Source organism: Rhizobium sp. P1_E6, from assembly GCF_056405875.1.
In genome coordinates this window covers 20,437-39,606 of sequence record NZ_JBFUBG010000059.1, presented here as the reverse complement: position 1 = coordinate 39,606, position 19,170 = coordinate 20,437, and the positions used below count along the sequence as shown (strand labels likewise).

The following is a 19,170-nucleotide window of genomic DNA, read 5'->3' as shown; positions in this document are numbered from 1 at the left end:
CTTCAGAGTCATGGTCTGTCTCCTTGGGTTGGGGTCGTCTTCGACCACCGGTTGTTTGCCGCGCAGGCCGTTCCTTTGTCAGCGATCCTTTTGGGACCGTGCCAAGGACGAGGAAAAGCTGCGCGATCAATGAACCTCGCGGCCATATTTGGCTCGCCCGGCGCATGGCAAGATTTCTAGAAATTTCGGTGGGATTCCGCAAGATGATAACAAGATAGGGCTTGTTTTCGCCCGATATGGAAAGATTGCGCCCGATTTTTTGATTTTTCAGTCCATTTCCCGCAATTTTCGGTCTGCCTCATCTCGATCGTTCACAGGCTTGGCGTGGCCGTGTCACGGCAGTCACAACCTGCGACCATCAGCCGATGTTCTCTGATAGGGTGCTTTCAGTCTTATGTGACTTGCGGCTTTTGCAGAAAGCCGAAGCGGATCTTCTTCGACAGAACATATCGATGGCCGCGGATAAGCAGATATCTGGAAATTTCGCCGACGATCCTTGTTGTAACTCATGTATTCAGGCCAATTAACAATTGATTCTAAGAATCCTAGTATAACTATTATTTCCTAGTGTTTTGTTGCAGTGCAATAAAATATTCGATTTGTCGAGGCAGGGATATAGCGGGACAGATATCTGGATGCTCAAGCGTATTGAAGCCAGGCAGGTGCGGACCGGAATGTTTATCGAGATGGTCGAGGGCATCTGGCACGATCCTCTTCTGTCTCGGCGACGGTTCTTACTGCGGCGCGAGAGCGATACGCTGAAGCTTAATGATTGCGCTAACACGGCCGTCGTGATCAACACCACCAAAGGCCTCGATGTCAGGGACACCTCTCGCAAGCTCGAGATCGACGTCAAGGCGGCCCGCGAGACCATTCAGAAATCCGTGGAGGTGCTGGAGAATGTCTTCGGCCGGCTGCAGGGCGGGGACGGGATCACTGTTGATCAGGTCGAGCCGGTCATTTCATCCGTTTCGAAATCGATGGACGACCATCCTGCCGTCTTCATCAGCGTTACTCGGCTGAAGTCCAAGGACGAGGTGACTTTCATCCATTCACTCTCGGTCAGTGCCTTGATGATCCTTTTCAGCCGCCATCTCGGACTGGACGAGAAAGTGGTGCAGACGCTCGGCACGGCAGGGCTGTTGCACGATGTCGGCAAGCTCGAAATTCCGCTTGAAGTGCTCAACAAGGAAGGGCGCCTGAACGAAGCCGAGATCCAGTTGATCCGTGACCATCCGGAAAAGGGGCATGCGATCCTGTCGCGTCAGGAGGGCATGTCCGAAATCGTTCTTGACGTCTGCCTCAATCATCATGAACGGATCGACGGCAAGGGTTATCCGCGCAAGCTGTCCCACGGCGAGATCAGCCTTCACGCGCGCCTTGCCGCGATCTGCGATGTCTATGACGCCGTTACGTCAGCGCGCCCCTACAAGGCCCCTTGGAGCGCGAAGGAGGCACTGACCTGGATGTTGGCGAATGAAGGCCATTTCGACCGCCGGCTCGTCAAAAAATTCGCCCTCTGCCTGTCGATTGCCTCCGTTTCCTGAGGCAATTCGTTTTCATGACAGGTGCCTGCGGGAATCTGGTCCGCCGCAAGCGCTGGAGCTGAGGAGCCGCGCTATTGTCGAGGGAGCGCCTTTCCCAGGAAATCCGTGACCATGCTGGCAACCTGCCGATGAATCATTTCCCGATCCGCGCCGATACCGTCTCGGCAGACGATGCTTTCGCCTGGCGCCTCTTTCTCGATCAACTCGGCGGCGCCGGGCTTGCAAGGCTGCATGAAGCTGAAATGCAGCGATCCCGGGATAAGGCTGTAGGTGGTGGTCGCTGGCGGCAGATAGCGGGCCACGTAGCCGGAATCCTTGTTGGTGGCGGCTATGTCCGCCCTGGTTGCCGTGTCCGCGTCGACATCTGCCGCAGCACCCAGCACCATCATGGGGATATGGATTGCCGAGAGGCTCGCTGGTGTCAGCCCACGACCGGGTCCGAGATCGAGTGACACGACGGCACGGATTCTCGGATCGCTGAGATCGGCGGCCAGCGCAGCACTGGAGGAGGCATCGCGCCCGATGCCCAGTGCGTCGAATATCCTGCAATAGAGCTGGCCGAAGTCGGCCATGCAATTCTTCGTCACAACAGCCGCATCGAAACGACCGCCTGCCAGTTCGACGACCGTCCAGCCGCCGAGCGAATGGCCGATCGCGGCAATCCGATCGGATGCCACGCCGCCCGTCAGATCCGCATTGTCGAGCAGCGCATCGATCGTGCGGCTGAGATCGCCGGGGCGCCTCCATAATTCGACAGCGTCAGACTTCCGCATATCGAATGTGGTCGTGCCGGGATGATCGGGTGCAGCGACGACATAGCCTGCGTGCACGAGATCGGCGGCGAGCCAGGCGAGGTTGCGCCAGCTTCCGCCATAGCCATGGGAGAGCACGACCAACGGATGTGGGCCGGGCACGGGTTCGGCATCCCTGATGACGGGCTGGCCGATAAAGGCCGGCGTTTCGCCGAGAAGGACTGGGGCGGCATCTGATGCCGTCGGATACCAGATGCTGACATGGACGGGACGATCGGTGTTTTTGCCGGGCAGGGTGATTTCACGGAAGCCGGTTCCGGCATGTGCTGCCGATACCAGCAGCAGGAGCAGGGGGAGAATAAAGACCAGTCTTGGCATGGGATCTCCATTGGGTTGGTTTGCCCTGTCTGGAGGAAATCCCTGACACCGGAGACCGATAACGCGATCAAGGTCGCCGACATCAAAAGAAAAGGCGAGGCCGGAGCCTCGCCCTTGAATTCAAGTCGGGACTATCGAGATCAGATGTTGTTCTGCAGGATCGTACGCAGCTTGCCGAAGAGCTCGTCGATGTGCTTCTTCTCGATGATCAACGGCGGGGAGAGCGCGATGATGTCGCCTGTCGTGCGGATCAAAAGTCCGCTTTCGTAAGCCTTGAGGAAGGCCGTGAAGGCGCGCTTGGTCGGCTCACCGGCGATCGGGTCGAGTTCGATCGCGCCGATAAGGCCGGTATTTCTGATGTCGATGACATTAGGGCAATCCTTCAGCGAGTGCAGCGCATCGGCCCAGTAGTCGGAAAGCTCGGCTGCGCGGGTCAGCAGGCCTTCTTCCTTGTAGGTGTCGAGCGTCGCGAGTGCTGCGGCCGAGGCGATCGGGTTCCCGGAATAGGTATAGCCATGGAAGAACTCGATCATGTGCTCGGGGCCGTTCATGAAGGCATCATGGATTTCCGAGGTGACGAAGACGGCGCCCATCGGGATGACGCCGTTGGTCAGGCCCTTGGCGGTGACCATGATGTCGGGCTTCACGTCGTAATACTGGGCCGCGAAAGGAGCACCCAAACGACCGAAACCGGTGATGACTTCGTCGAAGATCAGCAGAATGCCGTGCTTGGTGCAGATGTCGCGCAGCTTCTGCAGATAACCCTTCGGCGGGATGAGAACGCCGGTGGAGCCGGCGACCGGCTCGACGATCACGGCGGCGACCGTGGAGGCGTCATGCAGGGTGACGATGCGCTCGAGTTCGGTGGCAATATCGCCGCCAATTTCGGGTTCGCCGCGGGTGAAGTTGTTCTTGCCTGGCAGGTGGGTGTGCGGCATGTGGTCAACGCCGGTCAGCAGCGTGCCGAACATCTTGCGGTTGGTGACGATGCCGCCGACCGAGATGCCGCCGAAGTTGACGCCGTGATAGCCGCGCTCGCGGCCGATCAGGCGGAAGCGTGAGCCATTGCCCTTCACGCGATGATAGGCAAGCGCGACCTTCAGCGCCGTCTCGACCGATTCAGAGCCAGAATTGGTGAAKAGGACGTGGTCCAGGCCATCAGGCGCGATGTCGACCAGGCGGTTGGCGAGCTCGAAAGCCTTGGGATGGCCGAGCTGAAAGGCCGGGGCGTAATCGAGTTCGCCCGCCTGCTCGCTGATCGCCTCCGTGATCTTCGGACGGCAGTGGCCGGCATTCACGCACCAGAGGCCAGCCGTACCGTCCAGAACCTCACGGCCGTCATGGGTCTTGTAGTACATGTCCTTCGCGCTCACGAAGAGGCGCGGTTCCTTCTTGAACTGGCGGTTCGCGGTAAAGGGCATCCAAAAGGCGCGAAGGTCGTTTGGCGTTGCATTCAGGCGGTTGGACATGCTGTTCTCCTGGCGGTCGGTCCCGTTCAAGGCTTTGCGCCGTTTATTTTTACTGCCCGGTCAAATTATCAGCGCCCGGCAAGGCGTCAAGCCGAAGAAGCGCCGCCTCTGCCGTTCCCGGACACTCGAGCGTCATCAATCTTTCGCCCGGCATTGCTACAAAAATCGATGGCCGCAATGGCCGAAGGCATTTCATTCATTTCCTTGAAATTCAACCACTTTTACCGGAGGTAGTCATGACGGACCGCCAGAAAACCAGACCGCGCCCCAATCCGCGGCGTGCATTTGCGCCGAGCTACGGCACCATTCTCGAAGAAGGCGTTCGTCGCCGTACCGTTCTCAAGGGCTTCATTGCAGCCATGGGGGCGGCCGCTTTTGCGCCGGCGCTCGAAGCAACGAAGGCAGAAGCTGCCGATTCGACGCTTACTTTCCCCGAACTGAAGCGCGTGCGCGACACCGCCGATCACTGGCCTGATGGTTACGAGCGCCAGATCCTCGTGCGCTGGGGCGACGCTCTCTTTGCCGACAGCCCGGAATTCGATGTCGCCAAGCTCGACGGCAAAGCGGCCGAGCGCCAGTTCGGCTACAATAACGACTTCACCCAGTTCCTGCCGCTGCCGTGGGGCGAGAAGAGCTCCGATCACGGCCTGCTGGTCGTCAGTCATGAATATGCGACGCCCTTTCTGATGTTTCCGGGTCTGACAGCGGACAACTACCGCGAGAAGATGACCGAGGATCAGATCCGGGCCGTCATGGCGGCTGTCGGCGTCTCTGTTTTGGAAGTGCGCAAGGACGGCAACCAATGGCAGGTGGTCAAGGACGGAAAGTATAACCGCCGCATCCACATGAGCACGGAAATCGGCATTTCCGGCCCGGCGGCGGGCGACGACCGTCTCAAGACGAAGGCTGATCCGACCGGTACCGTCGTTTTCGGCACGATCTCGAACTGCAATGGCGGCATCACGCCCTGGGGCACGATGCTCTCTGGCGAAGAAGGCGCAATGGACGTCTTTGCCGGCGACTATAAAAAACTGCCGAATCAGGAGCTGGTCGAACGCCAGGGCTGGGACGAGGATGAGAACGACATCTATTCCGTCAGCCGCGTCGAGCCGCGCTTCAAGTTCGAGGAAGAGCCGAACGAGTGGATGCGCTTCGACTGGGTGGTCGAAATCGATCCTTTCGATCCCTCGGCAAAGCCGGTCAAGCGCACCTCGCTCGGCCGCATGACGCATGAAGGCGCGCAATGTTGCGTCGCCCCAGATGGCCGCGTCGTGGTCTTCATGGGCGATGACGACGATTTCGAATATATCTACCGCTTCGTCACCCGCGATCCGTGGAACCCTAGCGATCGCGCCGCCAACAAGGATCTGCTCGACCATGGCACGCTGTCGGTCGCCAAGTTCGAAAGCGACGGCACGATGCGCTGGATCCCGCTCGTGGCCGGCGAAGGCCCGCTGACGGCGGAAGCCGGCTTCAGGACGCAGGCCGACGTCGTTCTCGCCACGCGCGCTGCAGCGGACTTGGTTGCTGCTACGCCGATGGACGGCCCGGAAGGCTTCATTCCGCATCTCGGCACCGGCAAACTCTATGTCGCCATGACCGAGAACGAGGATCGCCTGCCGAAGGGCCAGGGTGACGACGAGAAGGAACAGGTCAACGTCGCCAATCCGCGTGGCCCCAACCCGCATGGACATCTGCTGGAACTGGTGGCTCCCGGCGGTCCGGACAAGCCGGACTACGCAGCCGAGAGCTTCAAATGGGATGTCTTCGTTCTCTGCGGCGATCCGGCTAAGCCCGAAGACCAGGCGATGTTCCATCCGGCGACCACCTCGGCCGGCTGGTTCACCGACCCCGATAACCTGGCTGTCGATCCGGCAGGCCGCCTTTGGGTGACCACTGACGGTCCGCCGCCAGAAGGCATTGCCGATTCCGTCTATGTGATGGATACGGAAGGTCCGGGGCGCGCCCTGCCGAAGCTCATCTATATCGCGCCTGTCGGTTCGGAGACTTGCTCGCCGACCTTCACTTCCGACGGCTCCAGCGTATTCCTCTCGGTCCAGCATCCGGGCGAATTGCGCATGGCCGACAACGAGGACGCAACCTCGATGGAAGATGCCGGCACCAACTGGCCGGACTTCAAGCCGGGCGTGCCGGCCCGTCCGTCGCTCGTCGTGCTGACACGCGGCAATAACGGAGTGGTGGGCAGCTAACCCTGCCTTGTCTCAATCAAACGAGACCGGCAACTCTTGCGAGTTGCCGGTCTCTAAGCTTTGTGTGCTGAAAAATAGCACAAGCGGCGTCCGCGGAAACATTTCCTTCGGGACGCTGCTCAGGCTGACGTCATGTCAGCACTGACATCAGGCTGCAGACCTGCTCCGGTTCTGCGTCACGTAGATATCCTCGAGTGTTGCGAGGATTTTCATGACTGGCTCGGAGTTGCTTGAATAGTAGATCGTCTGTGCATCACGACGGGTCTTGACCAGCTTCTGAGCGCGCAATTTCGACAGATGCTGGGAGAGGGCCGACTGGCTCAGGCCGACCTGGGTGGCGAGAACGCCGACAGGCACTTCTCCCTTTACCAGGCTGGTGAGGATCAGCAAACGCTTGGGGTTGGCCATGGCCGATAATAAAGCTGCCGCCACATTGGTGTGCTCGGCCAAATCAGAGGTTTCCATATTTCTTCTTCCTAATGCGAAACGTACATCATCCGTACAGGCACAGGCCGTCAGACGGTTATTTGACTGACAGCGAAAACTAGCAATTGGGCTTGAAGATTGTATATACCTAAATTTAAGGTATCAGGTATGCTATTTTAGATATGTTTGAACAAATGTGATCTAAATCCTCTGCGGGTATATCGAACTCGTAACGCAACAATAAGTCACCTGAAATCATATCAAAACCTGACGAATCGACCCCACATATGCGCCAGGGGCCTGCTTCAGGTGCCTTCAGCCGCGATGTCAGCGCTAACATCAGGTCCGGGTGGCGCGCTACTAAATCTTGCACTGCAGCGTCAGCTTTTTCAGCGATGTCGTCATTTGCCTGGGAGTGAATCACAAGATCGCTGCCGTCCAAAATGTAGGCACGGCCGAAGCCGCCATTGAGGCTGGCCGATTGCGGGATGAGGCGGAAGAAACGGAAATCCGGGAAATCGATATAGAGTTTCGCCTTGGCGTGACGATCGAGGAAACGGGTGCGGATGCGCGCGTGGAGGAGCGTGTCCCGCTCCACCTGTTCTGCGCGGCATTGGGTCGTCAGGCGGGCATAGGCGAGTGGATCGCCCTTGCCGGGCTCGCCGGTCAGGAGCGAGGCCCTGACATCGGCGGCGAGCGCTTTCGTGTGGGTCGAGAGCGCGGAAACGAGGATAACGGGCACGCCGTCTATGTCGGTGCCGAGAAGAACCCGGCTTGCGAAGGGAAAGCCGGTTTCAGGATCGAGAACGGCAAGGGCCGCATAGCGGGCGGAGCGCAACAGGGTGCGCGCCAGCTTGCGGGCCTCATCGTCGGTTTCGCGAAGCGTAGAGGACGGTTCTTTCATACCCGCCTTGTGGCAAAGCGGAGTTAAAGGATCAAGTCTAAAGTATCCGTTTTGATCGAGCGGCTTTTGGCGACCATATTCGCTTTCGCGTGCAGTTATCGCAAAGACCGCTGCACACTTTTGCGCGACATGCTTATTCCTTCCGCTTGTGCCGCGTGAGGCCGGTCACGACATCCTGCGCTGAGATCGTGCCGACGATCTGGCCGTTGTCGACCACGCCGATGCTGCCGGGCTGGCGGGCGAGGGCGTCGAGGATATCGACAAGCGGCGTCGTGGGGCGCGCGGTGGCGCTGACCGACATGCCGATTGCCGCATCGCCAAGCCCGGGCTGCATGACGTCGGAGGCCATCAGCATGTTGATCGGGTTCATGTTCTGCACGAAATCGGCGACATACTGATCGGCGGGGTTCTTGACGATCTCCTGCGGTGTTCCGCACTGGATGATCCGCCCGCCTTCCATGATGGCGATGCGATTGCCGATGCGGAAGGCCTCGTCGAGATCGTGGCTGACGAAGAGGATGGTCTTCTTCAGCCGCCGCTGGAATTCCAGCAACTCGTCCTGCAGTCGCGTGYGGATCAGCGGATCGAGCGCGGAGAACGGCTCGTCCATCAGCAGGATCGGGGCGCCGGTGGCGAAGGCGCGCGCAAGGCCGACGCGCTGTTGCATGCCGCCCGAGAGCTCATTGACCTTGCGGTCGGCCCATTTCGTCAGGTTGACGAGTTCGAGTTGCTCGCCGACCCGGCTCTTGCGCTCGGCCTCACGCACGCCCGAGAGCTCGAGGCCGAAACCGACATTCTCGGCAACGGTACGCCAGGGCAGCAGGGCGAACTGCTGGAACACCATGGAGACGGTGTGGGTGCGCAGGTCGCGGAGCGCCCTGGCATTGCATCTATAGGGGTTAACGGGGCCGGTGGCGGCCGAGACCGCCACATCGCCGCGCACGACGGGGGCAAGCCCGTTGACGGCGCGCAGCAGCGTCGATTTGCCCGAGCCGGAAAGGCCCATCAACACCAGGATCTCACCCTCTTCGATCGACAGCGAGGCATTGGCCACGCCGAGCACCATGCCGGTCTCGGCGCCGATCTCGTCGCGGGATTTGCCCTGGTCGACCATGGCAAGCGCTGCTTCCGGCCGGGCGCCGAAGATGATGCTCACGTCCTTGAAATTGACTGCGGTCATGCGCCGTCTCCTTCGTCGGCTGTCCGGAACATGCGGTCGAGGATGATCGCCAGGATGACGATGCAGAGACCCGCTTCAAAGCCTTTCGCGACATTGACGGTGTTCAGCGCACGCACGACGGGCACGCCGAGACCATCAGCGCCGACGAGGGCGGCGATGACGACCATCGATAGCGAAAGCATGATGGTCTGGGTGAGGCCTGCCATGATCTGCGGCGTCGCGAAGGGAAGCTCGACCTTGCTCAGCACCTGGGTCGGCGTCGCGCCGAAGGCGACGGCGGCTTCAACGAGAGAGGGCGGTGTCGAGATGATGCCGAGACGCGTCAGCCGGATCGGGGCGGGGATTGCAAAGATGACGGTCGCGATCAGCCCCGGCACCATGCCGAGGCCGAAAAGGATGAGCGCCGGAATGAGGTAAACGAATGTCGGAATGGTCTGCATCAGGTCGAGCACAGGACGCATGGCTGAATAGACCCAGGCGCGGCGGGCAGCCGCGATGCCGAGCGGAATGCCGATCACCATGCTGACGAAGGTGGAGGCGAGCACGAGGGCGAGCGTCTCCGTCGTCTCCTTCCAGTATCCCTGGTTCATGATGAGCAGCAGCCCAAGGCAGGTGAAGAGGGTGATGGCAATCGACCGGCGCAGCCAGAAGGCGAGGGCGGCGATCGCGGCGATAACGATCAGCGGGTGCGGCCGCTGCAGCACGAAGAGCAGGCCGTCGATGACGTGCGACAGCAGGGAGGCCAGCCGGTCGAAAAACCATTCGCCGTTCGAGGTCAGCCAGTCGACGAAGGACTTTGCCCATTCGCCGATGCGGATCTTGCCGTTGTCGTCAACGAGCCAGTTGAAAATCCAGTTCACGTCGCGCGCCTGTCCGTTGAGAGCGGTATAGGGATGAACATGAAAACGGGACGGCGAGCCGCCCCGTCCCGTTCATTTCATCAGAGGCCGAGGCCGGACTTGGCGGCCGCCAGGGCTTCGCCCTTGCCGTCGCGGGTCGTGACGCCGGCAAGCCACGGCTCAAGCGCTGCCGGATTCGCCTTCAGCCATTCGGAAGCTGCAGCTTCCGGTTCCTTGCCGTCGTTCAGGATCTTGCCCATCACCTGGTTCTCCATATCGAGGGAGAACGTCAGGTTCTTCACCATCAGGCCGACATTCGGGCATTCCTGGAGATAACCGGCACGCACGTTGGTAAAGACCTTGGCGCCGCCGAAGTCCGGGCCGAAGATGTCGTCGCCGCCGGTCAGGTAGGTCAGCTTGAAGTTGGTGTTCATCGGGTGAGGTTCCCAGCCAAGGAAGACCACGGGCTTGCCTGACTTGTCGGCGCGGGCGACCTGCGCAAGCATGCCCTGTTCCGAGGATTCGACGAGTTCCAGATCCTTCAGGCCGAAGGTGTCCTTGTCGATCATGTCCATGACGAGGCGGTTGCCGTCATTGCCGGGCTCGATGCCGTAGATCTTGCCGCCGAGATCGTCCTTGTGGGCGGCAATATCCTTGAAGTCCTTAATGCCGAGTTCCGCACCCTTGGCGTTGGTGGCGAGCGTGTATTTGGCGCCGACAAGGTTCGGGCCGAAGGATTCGACCGACTTGTCTTCGATATAGGGCCGGACGTCCTTTTCCTGCGTCGGCATCCAGTTGCCGAGGAAGATGTCGATGTCCTTGTTCTTCAGCGAGGTGTAGGTGACCGGCACCGAGAGAACCTTGACGTCGGTCTGATAACCGATGCTCTTCAGGATGACGGATGCGGTCGCGGTGGTGGCGGTGATATCAGTCCAGCCGACGTCCGACAAATGGACGGTGGAGCAGCTTTCAGGGTCTGCGGAGAAGGCAGCGGTCGCAGCGGAGAGGGCTGCAACTGCAGTTACAGTGACGAGTTTGAATGCGCTTGTTGTTTTCATTTTAGACTCCCAGTCTTACGTTCCCAAGCCAACCATCAATAGCCCAGTTTTACAAGCGATCTCGGCGCGTTTGCGGCGTTCCGGACTATGTGATTGCGACGTGCCGCATTTTGGGAAGGCCTGATTTACAAGGCTTTTAGCGGTTCCGACGCTAGGATTTTCTGTGACTATCGGTTTGTCGGGGCTTTTCTTTGCGTTCTCCAGCTTCCAAGAAGCCAGATAAGGAGAATCCGATGGCAAAGCTCTATTTCAACTATTCGACGATGAATGCCGGCAAGTCGACCATGCTATTGCAGGCCTCCTACAATTACCACGAGCGCGGCATGCGCACGGTTCTGTTGATCGCGGCCTTCGACCATCGGGTCGGGAGAGGCGTCATTGGCTCGCGCATCGGGCTCGAAGCGGAGGCCATCCCTTTCGAGAGCGACAGCGATCTCTACACGCTGGTTCGGCAATTGAGCGTCGAAGGGCAGCCGATCTCCTGCGTCTTCGTCGATGAGGCGCATTTCATGACTCGCGACCATATCTGGCAGCTTGCCCGCGTGGTGGACAGGCTCGGCATTCCCGTCATGGTCTACGGCTTGAGGACCGATTTCCAGGGCAAGCTTTTCCCTGCCTCGCAGGAGCTGCTGGCGATTGCCGATGAAATGCGCGAGGTGCGCACCATCTGCCATTGTGGGCGCAAGGCGACCATGGTCGTGCGGCTCGATGTCGAGGGCAAGGTGCTGCACGAGGGTGCGCAGATCGATGTCGGGGGAAACGAGAAATATGTTTCGCTGTGCCGCCGCCACTGGGACGATGCAATGAATGGTGAATGGATTGCCGAGCCGGTCTGAACGAAACGATGCCTGTTTTCTTTAGTGCGGCGAGTAAGTAGTCTACAAATCGGAGATTCCCTGGGAGTGCCCGGTGCGCAAAAGCCCGCCTTTCGATAGCCAGTACGATGCAGCCCGCGGCCTTGCCGAGGCGATGGCAGGTGAGGCGGATTATTGCGCCGCCTGCATCGCAGGCTTCGACGGCGACGGGGAGCGCTCGTCCGACGAGAACTTCCTTGAGCAGAATGCGCGGTTCCAGGGTTTCTTCAATGACACGACGACGCTCGATGTGCTGCTTGCGGAACTCGTCTTCTCCCTCGACCGGCTGACGGCCAGGGTCTCGGCCGATCTCGACAGTTTTCGCGGGCTGACGCGGCGCGAAAAGATGGCCGGATGGTTTTCCCGACAGCGCATGTGGCGCATGCACAGTGCACGGGTGCGCGAGGCGCCGGTCGTGGCACAGCTGCTCGATCTGCTGACGAAATCCGATCTTCTGGCGACACTGCTCGACGGCCAGAGGCGATCCCTCGTCGAGCGTCACAAGACCGCTGAACAGAGCCTCGTCGACATCGTCGAGCACCGGCGGCGGCTTGTCGACGAGATCGACATTGCGCGGATGCGCATGAAGGAACTCAGTGCCAAGGCATTGAACACGCAGGGCCGTATCGGCGTCTATGGCAACAAGGCACATTGGGAGCAGATGGAGGCGGAGCGTCAGGCACTGAAGGCGGAGGTCGAACGCATTTCCGTCGAGGAACATGCGATGCGCGACGAGAGCCAGCGGCGCGAACGCTTCATCGGCATGTTCCAGGCCTTCGTCGACAGGCTGAACGGCCGTATCGCCGGCTGCAACGCGCTCATCCGCAAACTTTCGGTCGATACTGAGGAGCGGCTCATCATCTATCAGGCGCAGGTCGACACCGACCGGCCCGGCATGAAGGTGAGGATCAAGCCGGAGCTTTTTCCGAATATTGCTGAAACCATCGCGCTTTTCGAGAAGGGCATGCTGGTGCCTCAGGATCTGGTCCAGCGAAAGAGCCGTGCGGACCAGGAATTTACCCGGAAATTCCCCGTCTATGCCGAGGAGCGATCCGATGCGCCGCTGATCGATGTGGTGCGCAAATCGCCTATGTTCGGATTTGGATTCCTGCGTTCGCTGCGCTCCTGACYGGCGGCGAGGAAGCCTATTTCGGGCTGTCGCGTGTGGCCCGCGCACCCTTCGGGCCGAAATATCCTTTCCCGTTGTTGTACTTGGGCGATCAAGCGCATATGTGGGTGAAAGGGGGTACCCCTATTTTCGCCGCCTGACAGGAGACGACGATGCTCAACCGGATTGCCGGTTTTTTCAGACTGATCGGCCAAACGATCAGCCGCTGGATTCGCCTTTTTGCCGCCTGGGCCTTTTGGCCGTTTCTTGCCGCGCACGGATGGTATGCACGCAGGAGCTGGATGGTCCGGCTGCCGGTCATCGCGTTTCTGGCACTTCTCGTCGTCCTCTACGGCTATTTTATCTGGCAGACCCAAGTCTGGTCGAATTTCAACACCAACTTCGTCGATCAGTATCGCCTTTCGGAGCGCAAGGTGCCTGCCGGACAGGAAATTCCGGCGACGGACGGAACTGCTGCCAAGACCTGCCAGCGCTCGGCGATCGTCGATGCCGCGGCCGATCTGACGGATTTCAACGTCAACCAGAATGCCTGGATATCGTCGATGGTGCTCTACAAGATGGGCTTGTTCGGCATGGATTGGGATCACACGCCCTTCCTCGACAACAAGGCCTCCTTCCAGCGCGGCATCAACCAGGCGGTTCGTCGGACATCGGCGGAGCTTGTCGATACGCTGGGGCGCGTGCGCGGCACGTCCGGCATCAACAATGATCTGCAAAGTGCGCGCGGCAATCTGCAATTCGATGAATTTAGCTGGTATTTCGGCCTCAGTCCTTTTGGGCCAAAGACGCCGACGCCGGCCTATTATCGCGCGGCGATCAACAGCCTGCGCAAGTTCAATACCGATCTCGCCGGCTGCAATGCGGTCTTCGACGGCCGTGCCGACAACCTGATGCAGTTCATCGACCGCATCGCCAACGATCTCGGCAGCACTTCAGACATGCTGGCCGAGCGCTCGGAAAACCACAATCGTGGCTGGTTCGATACGCGTGCCGACGATCGGTTCTGGTTCGCCTATGGCCAGCTCTACGCTTATTACGCGATTCTTTCGGCGGCGCAGGCGGATTTCTCTCAGGTTGTGGCGGAGCGAAACCTCGGGGCGATCTGGGCTGGCACGACACGGCAATTCCAGGCGGCACTTCGTATCCAGCCAGCGATCATTTCCAACGGACGGGAGGATGGCTGGATCATGCCGAGCCATCTCGCCACGATGGGCTTCTATATGTTGAGAGTGCGTTCGAACCTCGTCGAAATTCGCTCGGTGCTTGACCGCTAGACCGCGCAGAATGCTGTATCCCGGCCGCTAAAGCGRCGCGCCGCCATCCTCGAAACCGACGATGTGCAGTTTTTCGACGAATTCGTAGGTGATGCCGGCGATGCCGCCGCCGCTGGCATCGTCGCGGAACTGGCCGACGGAGCGCACCATCTTGTAGCCGCCAAGCCTGTTGTCGACGCGATAGACGTAGTGGAAGCCGACCCTGTAAAGGCTCGCCTGCTCGAAGGTTTCGGCGATCAGCAGCCGGTCTTCCTCATGGATGCGCGACATGAGTTCGGTCAGATTGACCGGGCCCTCGCTGTAGGGAAGATCGAAGATCTGGTGGACGTCTTCACTGGCGAAGAAATGTCCTGTCCCGAGGTCCATCCGCCAGAAGCCGAAGAGGCGGTAGGCGGCAAACATGGTCAGCGCTTCGGCATCGGTGATACCGATGTGGGCGCGGGATTGCTGCCGATGCTCGATGGCCGGCTGTTCGAAACGAAGAGGCACGGTTTCTCCCCAGTTCGGGATGACGCGCTGATTCTCTTCTGATTCCTCAGTTGATCAGCTTCAATCGGATGGCTTTTGCTACCAACTGGGTGCGATTGACGCAATCTAGTTTTTTAATTGCGTTGGTCATATAGGCATTTACCGTGTGATCAGAGAGCGTCAGAATCTGGCCGATCTCGATTGAGGTCTTGCCCTGCGCCGTCCAGCGCACGACCTCCAGTTCACGCGCCGAAAGCGCGCTGTGGGCGCTTCCCTCGTTGCGCTTGACCGCGTTGTAGGTGTCGAGCGCATAAAGGATGATCATTGCAAGTTCGTTGATCTCGCTCTGTCCGAGGGGCGCACGTTCGCCGCCGAACCAGAAGACGAGGCGCTGTCCGTCGCCTGAGTTGATCGGCATTGCAATGCCGGCCGTCATGCCGTGCTGCCGCATCAAATTCTGGAGTACGGTCGGAAAAGCTTGCGCGTGACTGGGATCGTTGAGGTGCCAGACCTGTGGTACGGCCGATTCTCTCATCTTGGATGCAAAGGGGCAGGCGCGCAGCATATGTCCGCGATCGAAATCCCTGATGTAGGAAGCCGGCAGCGAGCTCTCGATGATCAGCGGCTTGAGCAGCAGATCTTCCACCGAGGGTGCGTTCAGCAGTGTGGCCTGCTCAAAACCGAATGCGGCCGCTACCCTTCCCAGTGCCTGTGCAAACAGGCCGCGCGTACGCGCCACTGCCAATTCGCCCGACAGCAATGACTGCCTTTCAGAGGTAGTCATGTAAGACATTATATGCCCCCGCAAGTCTCCATGTTACCGCTATCAAATACATAAATCCGCCTACATGCTAGTCCTAATTGACTTAGCACACGCTGATTAATTCATTTTGTGAAAAATTAACCAGATGAAAAACGCGCTTAAGTTGATTTTTATCTACACCGGTAGATGAGCTGTGCCTTTTACCTCCTCCATCACTGCATAAGTATGTGTTTCGCGTACGCCGGGGAGGGAAAGAATCACTTCCGACAGGAATTGGCGATAAGCATCCATTCCCGCCATGCGCGCCTTCACAAGATAATCGAAGCCGCCTGCGACCATGTGACATTCCATCACGTCGTCGCTGCGTTTTACCGCCGCAGCAAAGGCATCGAAAACGTCAGGCGTGGTGCGATCGAGCTTTACCTGAACGAAGACGAGGAGATTGCGGCCGAGTTTTTCCGGTGAGAGGATTGCCATATAGCCGGTGATATAACCGTCTCGGGTCAACCGTTTGACGCGCTCGGCTGTGGCCGTCGGCGACAGGTTGACGCGTTCGGCGAGCTCGATGTTGGAAAGCCGTCCCTCCTTTTGCAATGCACGGAGAATCTTGCGGTCGAGACGGTCGAGTTCTTTCATTTTTCGCGGCCTTTCAGGCAGTCGGTAGGCGAAGATCGTGTTGGCAGCCCACAGTTTAGTGAAAAACGCCACGAATGAACAGCTATGTTGTCGAAATCACGGAGAACCCTTCATGCCTACCCAGATTTCCACGCCTTTTGCCCCGTTCAACGCTCCATTTGCCGGTGACGATGACCGCCTGCTGCATGGCTTCGCTAAAAGCCTGAGTTTTTCAGCCTCCCAGGATGCGGCGATCGACAAACGTGGCGGCGGCATGATCGAGGCGATCCGCAGCAATTCCGGATCGATCGGCGGCGTGGAAGATTTTCTGCGGGAATATGGTCTCTCCACCAAGGAAGGCCTGGCGCTGATGGTGCTTGCCGAGGCGCTGCTGCGCGTGCCCGACGCACTGACGCAGGACAAGCTGATCGAGGACAAGCTGAAGGAGGGCGGCTGGAGCGAACATGAAGGCAAGGCCGACAGCTGGTTCGTCTCGGCATCGGCCTGGGCGCTCGGCCTTTCGGCCCGCATCATCCGTCCCGGCGAGACGCCTGAAGGCGTGGTGCGCGGCCTCGTCAAGCGCATGGGCCTGCCGACCGTACGCAATGCCACCAAGCAGGCCATGCGTTTCCTCGGCCATCATTTCGTGCTCGGCGAAACGATCAAGGATGCACTGAACCGTGCGGCCAAGAGCGAGGAGAAAGGCTATCGCCACTCCTTCGACATGCTGGGCGAGGGCGCTCGCACGGCTGAAGACGCCAAGCGCTACTGGCAGTCCTATGCGATGGCGATCGAGGCGATCGGCGGCTGGATGGCAAAAAACGCTAAAGGCAAGGACCTGCCCGATCGTATGGGCATTTCCGTCAAGCTTTCGGCGCTGCATCCGCGCTATCTGGCGACACATCGCGACCGCGTGATGAAGGAACTCGTGCCCGACCTCCTGAAGCTTGCGCAGATGGCCAAGGCCCATCAGCTCAATTTCACCATCGATGCCGAAGAGGCAGACCGGCTGGAGCTTTCGCTCGACGTTATTGCCGCGGTGTTTTCCGATCCGTCGCTTGCCGGCTGGGATGGTTTCGGCCTGGCGATCCAGGCCTACCAGAAGCGTGCGGTCGCCGTGATCGACTATATCGACGCGCTTTGCGCAAAGCTTGGCCGCCGCATGATGGTGCGTCTCGTCAAGGGCGCCTATTGGGATACCGAGGTCAAGCGGGCACAGGAGCGCGGGCTGGACGACTATCCGGTCTGGACGCGCAAGCCGGCGACGGATCTTTCCTATCTCGCCTGCGCGCAGCACATGCTGGACAAGCGGGCGCGCATCTTCCCGCAATTCGCCACGCATAATGCGCTGACGGTTTCCACCATTCTGGAGCTTGCCGGCAACGACCGCTCCGGCTTCGAGTTCCAGCGCCTGCATGGCATGGGCGAGAGCCTTTACAATCACCTGCTTGATACCAACGATCGTATCGCCTGCCGGATCTATGCGCCTGTTGGCGGTTATCGGGATCTGCTCGCCTATCTCGTCCGTCGCCTGTTGGAAAACGGCGCCAATTCCTCCTTTGTCGCCATGGCCGGCGACAAGAACGTGCCGGTCAAGGCGTTGCTGGAGCGTCCGGCAGACAAGTTGGAATTCGATGTCGGCGCGAGCGCTCGCAACAGCAAGATTCCGATGCCGCTGCAGCTCTATGGCAAGCGCAAGAACAGCGCCGGGCTGGAATTTGGCCATCGCGCGACGCTTGAGACGCTGATGAACAATATCGGCAAGGGCATTGCCGCCATCTCCGCCGCGCCGCTCATCCCCGGTGTGGCTGCGAGCGGTTCGGAAGCATCCGTCATTTCGCCGTCCGATCACACGAAGATCGTTGGCTCCGTTCGCAATGCCACCGCAGCAGATATCGACAAGGCCTTTGCGATCGCGGCCAGGGGCTTCAAGACATGGTCGCGCCGTTCCGTCGAAGAGCGCGCTTCGGCGCTGGAGCGCATGGCCGATCTCATGGAAGAAGATCGTGACCGGCTGTTGGTGCTTCTGGCCGCAGAGGCCGGCAAGACACTCGATGATGGCGTTGCGGAAGTGCGCGAGGCCGTGGACTTCTGCCGGTACTATGCCGGCGAGGCGCGCCGGTTGTTCGACACGGTGACCAAGATGCCGGGGCCGACCGGCGAGGACAATCGTTACCTCTGGCGCGGACGTGGTGTCTTTGCCTGCATCTCACCCTGGAATTTCCCGCTGGCGATTTTCCTCGGGCAGGTTTCGGCGGCCCTTGTTTCCGGCAATGCCGTGCTTGCAAAGCCTGCGCCGCAGACGCCGTTGATCGCTTATGAGGCGGTCAAATTGCTCCACAAGGCCGGGGTGCCGGAAGATGCGCTGCTCTTCGTGCCCGGTGGTCCGGATGTCGGTGCCGCCATCACAGCGCATGCAGCGCTTGCCGGTGTTGCCTTCACCGGTTCGACCAAGACGGCATGGGCAATCAATCGGGCGCTTGCCGCCAAGGATGGTCCGATCGTGCCGTTGATCGCCGAAACCGGCGGCCTGAACGCCATGGTGGTCGATGCGACGGCGCTTGGCGAGCAGGTGACAGATGATGTGATCCTGTCGGCATTCCGTTCTGCCGGCCAGCGCTGCTCCGCACTTCGCCTGCTCTTCCTGCAGGAGGACGTGGCCGAGCACATGACCCAGATGATTGAAGGGGCCGCACGTGAGTTGCGGCTCGGCGATCCCGCGCTGGAAACCACCGATGTCGGTCCGATCATCGACGACAAGCAGAGGGCGATGCTGGAAGCCCATATTGCCGACATGCAGAAGACCCAGAAGGTGCGCTATGCCGGCAAGGCGCCTGATGGAGGCAGTTTCTTTGCGCCACACATCATCGAGCTCGACAAGGCCGCGGCGCTGACCAAGGAAGTCTTCGGGCCGGTGCTGCACATCGTCAGATGGAAGGCGAAGGACTTGCCTGGGGTGCTGCAGGATATCCAAGCCTCCGGCTACGGCCTGACGCTCGGCGTCCATAGCCGCATCGAATCGACGATCCGCACCGTCACCGATGCGCTCGATACCGGCAATGTCTATGTGAACCGTAACATGATTGGCGCCGTTGTGGGCACCCAACCCTTCGGTGGTTCGGGTCTGTCAGGCACCGGATTCAAGGCCGGTGGGCCGGCCTATCTGCAGCGTTTTGCGCTGGAACAGGTGATCTCGGTGAACACTGCTGCCGCAGGTGGCAATGCCAGCCTGATTGCGATGGGAGAATAAAGTAATAAGGCGGCAGTAAGCCCTCGGAATCCCGCTTGCTGCCTTTTAATCCAA

The 19,170-nt window shown here is 59.8% G+C and carries 17 protein-coding genes; 7 read left to right on the top strand and 10 right to left on the bottom strand.

The window, feature by feature from the left end:
* Positions 1-180, top strand: a 180-nt coding sequence (locus AC1D35_RS23625; protein ID WP_477940264.1) for a hypothetical protein, incomplete at its 5' end; no start/stop codon positions are given.
* 455 nt (positions 181-635) lie between these two features.
* Positions 636-1,547: an HD-GYP domain-containing protein gene (locus tag AC1D35_RS23620; RefSeq protein WP_113308769.1), complete on the top strand. Its 912-nt coding sequence runs from the start codon at positions 636-638 to the stop codon at positions 1,545-1,547.
* Between the two features lie 71 nt (positions 1,548-1,618).
* On the opposite strand, the gene AC1D35_RS23615 is transcribed toward AC1D35_RS23620, so the two are convergent.
* Together AC1D35_RS23615 and aptA are read right to left on the bottom strand one after the other, a co-directional pair.
* Positions 1,619-2,677: a serine aminopeptidase domain-containing protein gene (locus tag AC1D35_RS23615; RefSeq protein WP_113308770.1), complete on the bottom strand. Its 1,059-nt coding sequence runs from the start codon at positions 2,675-2,677 to the stop codon at positions 1,619-1,621.
* Positions 2,678-2,817: 140 nt separating this feature from the next.
* Positions 2,818-4,146 carry an omega-aminotransferase AptA gene (gene aptA / locus AC1D35_RS23610; RefSeq protein WP_113308771.1) on the bottom strand — a complete coding sequence of 443 codons (1,329 nt, stop codon included), beginning with the start codon at positions 4,144-4,146 and terminating at the stop codon, positions 2,818-2,820.
* 236 nt (positions 4,147-4,382) lie between these two features.
* Here aptA and AC1D35_RS23605 point away from each other — a divergent pair, with 236 nt between their 5' ends.
* Entirely contained in the window at positions 4,383-6,356 is a 1,974-nt protein-coding gene (locus AC1D35_RS23605; RefSeq protein ID WP_113308772.1) for a PhoX family protein, read from the top strand.
* 147 nt (positions 6,357-6,503) lie between these two features.
* Here AC1D35_RS23605 and AC1D35_RS23600 read toward each other — a convergent pair whose 3' ends face one another.
* The 5 genes from AC1D35_RS23600 to AC1D35_RS23580 form a co-directional block, all read right to left on the bottom strand.
* Complete coding sequence (locus AC1D35_RS23600; protein ID WP_113208129.1) at positions 6,504-6,821, bottom strand: ArsR/SmtB family transcription factor; 318 nt, start codon at positions 6,819-6,821, stop codon at positions 6,504-6,506.
* Between the two features lie 115 nt (positions 6,822-6,936).
* On the bottom strand, positions 6,937-7,686 hold the full coding sequence (locus AC1D35_RS23595) for a HugZ family pyridoxamine 5'-phosphate oxidase (protein WP_113308773.1): 750 nt from the start codon (positions 7,684-7,686) through the stop codon (positions 6,937-6,939).
* Between the two features lie 133 nt (positions 7,687-7,819).
* Positions 7,820-8,866: a choline ABC transporter ATP-binding protein gene (gene choV / locus AC1D35_RS23590; protein ID WP_477940260.1), complete on the bottom strand. Its 1,047-nt coding sequence runs from the start codon at positions 8,864-8,866 to the stop codon at positions 7,820-7,822.
* Positions 8,863-9,717 (bottom strand): choline ABC transporter permease subunit, encoded by an 855-nt coding sequence (gene choW, locus AC1D35_RS23585; protein WP_113297645.1) that lies wholly within the window; start codon positions 9,715-9,717, stop codon positions 8,863-8,865. Before choW ends, choV begins: the two co-directional genes overlap by 4 nt.
* Before the next feature lie 89 nt (positions 9,718-9,806).
* The gene (locus AC1D35_RS23580; protein ID WP_113297515.1) at positions 9,807-10,763 is read right to left on the bottom strand and encodes a choline ABC transporter substrate-binding protein; all 957 of its coding nucleotides are present in this window, start codon (positions 10,761-10,763) and stop codon (positions 9,807-9,809) included.
* A gap of 233 nt (positions 10,764-10,996) precedes the next feature.
* Here AC1D35_RS23580 and AC1D35_RS23575 point away from each other — a divergent pair, with 233 nt between their 5' ends.
* From AC1D35_RS23575 to AC1D35_RS23565, 3 genes are all read left to right on the top strand, one after another.
* Positions 10,997-11,599: a thymidine kinase gene (locus AC1D35_RS23575; protein WP_113308774.1), complete on the top strand. Its 603-nt coding sequence runs from the start codon at positions 10,997-10,999 to the stop codon at positions 11,597-11,599.
* A 73-nt stretch (positions 11,600-11,672) separates the two neighbouring features.
* Complete coding sequence (locus AC1D35_RS23570) at positions 11,673-12,746, top strand: hypothetical protein (RefSeq protein ID WP_113308775.1); 1,074 nt, start codon at positions 11,673-11,675, stop codon at positions 12,744-12,746.
* Positions 12,747-12,898: 152 nt separating this feature from the next.
* Complete coding sequence (locus AC1D35_RS23565; RefSeq protein WP_113308776.1) at positions 12,899-14,020, top strand: DUF2333 family protein; 1,122 nt, start codon at positions 12,899-12,901, stop codon at positions 14,018-14,020.
* A gap of 27 nt (positions 14,021-14,047) precedes the next feature.
* Here AC1D35_RS23565 and AC1D35_RS23560 read toward each other — a convergent pair whose 3' ends face one another.
* The 3 genes from AC1D35_RS23560 to AC1D35_RS23550 all read right to left on the bottom strand — a co-directional run bounded on the left by AC1D35_RS23560 (position 14,048) and on the right by AC1D35_RS23550 (position 15,887).
* Complete coding sequence (locus AC1D35_RS23560) at positions 14,048-14,509, bottom strand: PAS domain-containing protein (RefSeq protein ID WP_477940255.1); 462 nt, start codon at positions 14,507-14,509, stop codon at positions 14,048-14,050.
* Between the two features lie 46 nt (positions 14,510-14,555).
* Entirely contained in the window at positions 14,556-15,281 is a 726-nt protein-coding gene (locus tag AC1D35_RS23555; RefSeq protein WP_113308778.1) for a helix-turn-helix transcriptional regulator, read from the bottom strand.
* 144 nt (positions 15,282-15,425) lie between these two features.
* Complete coding sequence (locus tag AC1D35_RS23550) at positions 15,426-15,887, bottom strand: Lrp/AsnC ligand binding domain-containing protein (RefSeq protein ID WP_113297521.1); 462 nt, start codon at positions 15,885-15,887, stop codon at positions 15,426-15,428.
* A gap of 112 nt (positions 15,888-15,999) precedes the next feature.
* Between AC1D35_RS23550 and putA the strand changes: the two genes are divergently transcribed.
* Positions 16,000-19,116: a bifunctional proline dehydrogenase/L-glutamate gamma-semialdehyde dehydrogenase PutA gene (putA, locus tag AC1D35_RS23545; protein ID WP_113308779.1), complete on the top strand. Its 3,117-nt coding sequence runs from the start codon at positions 16,000-16,002 to the stop codon at positions 19,114-19,116.
* The last annotated feature ends 54 nt before the right edge of the window (positions 19,117-19,170 follow it).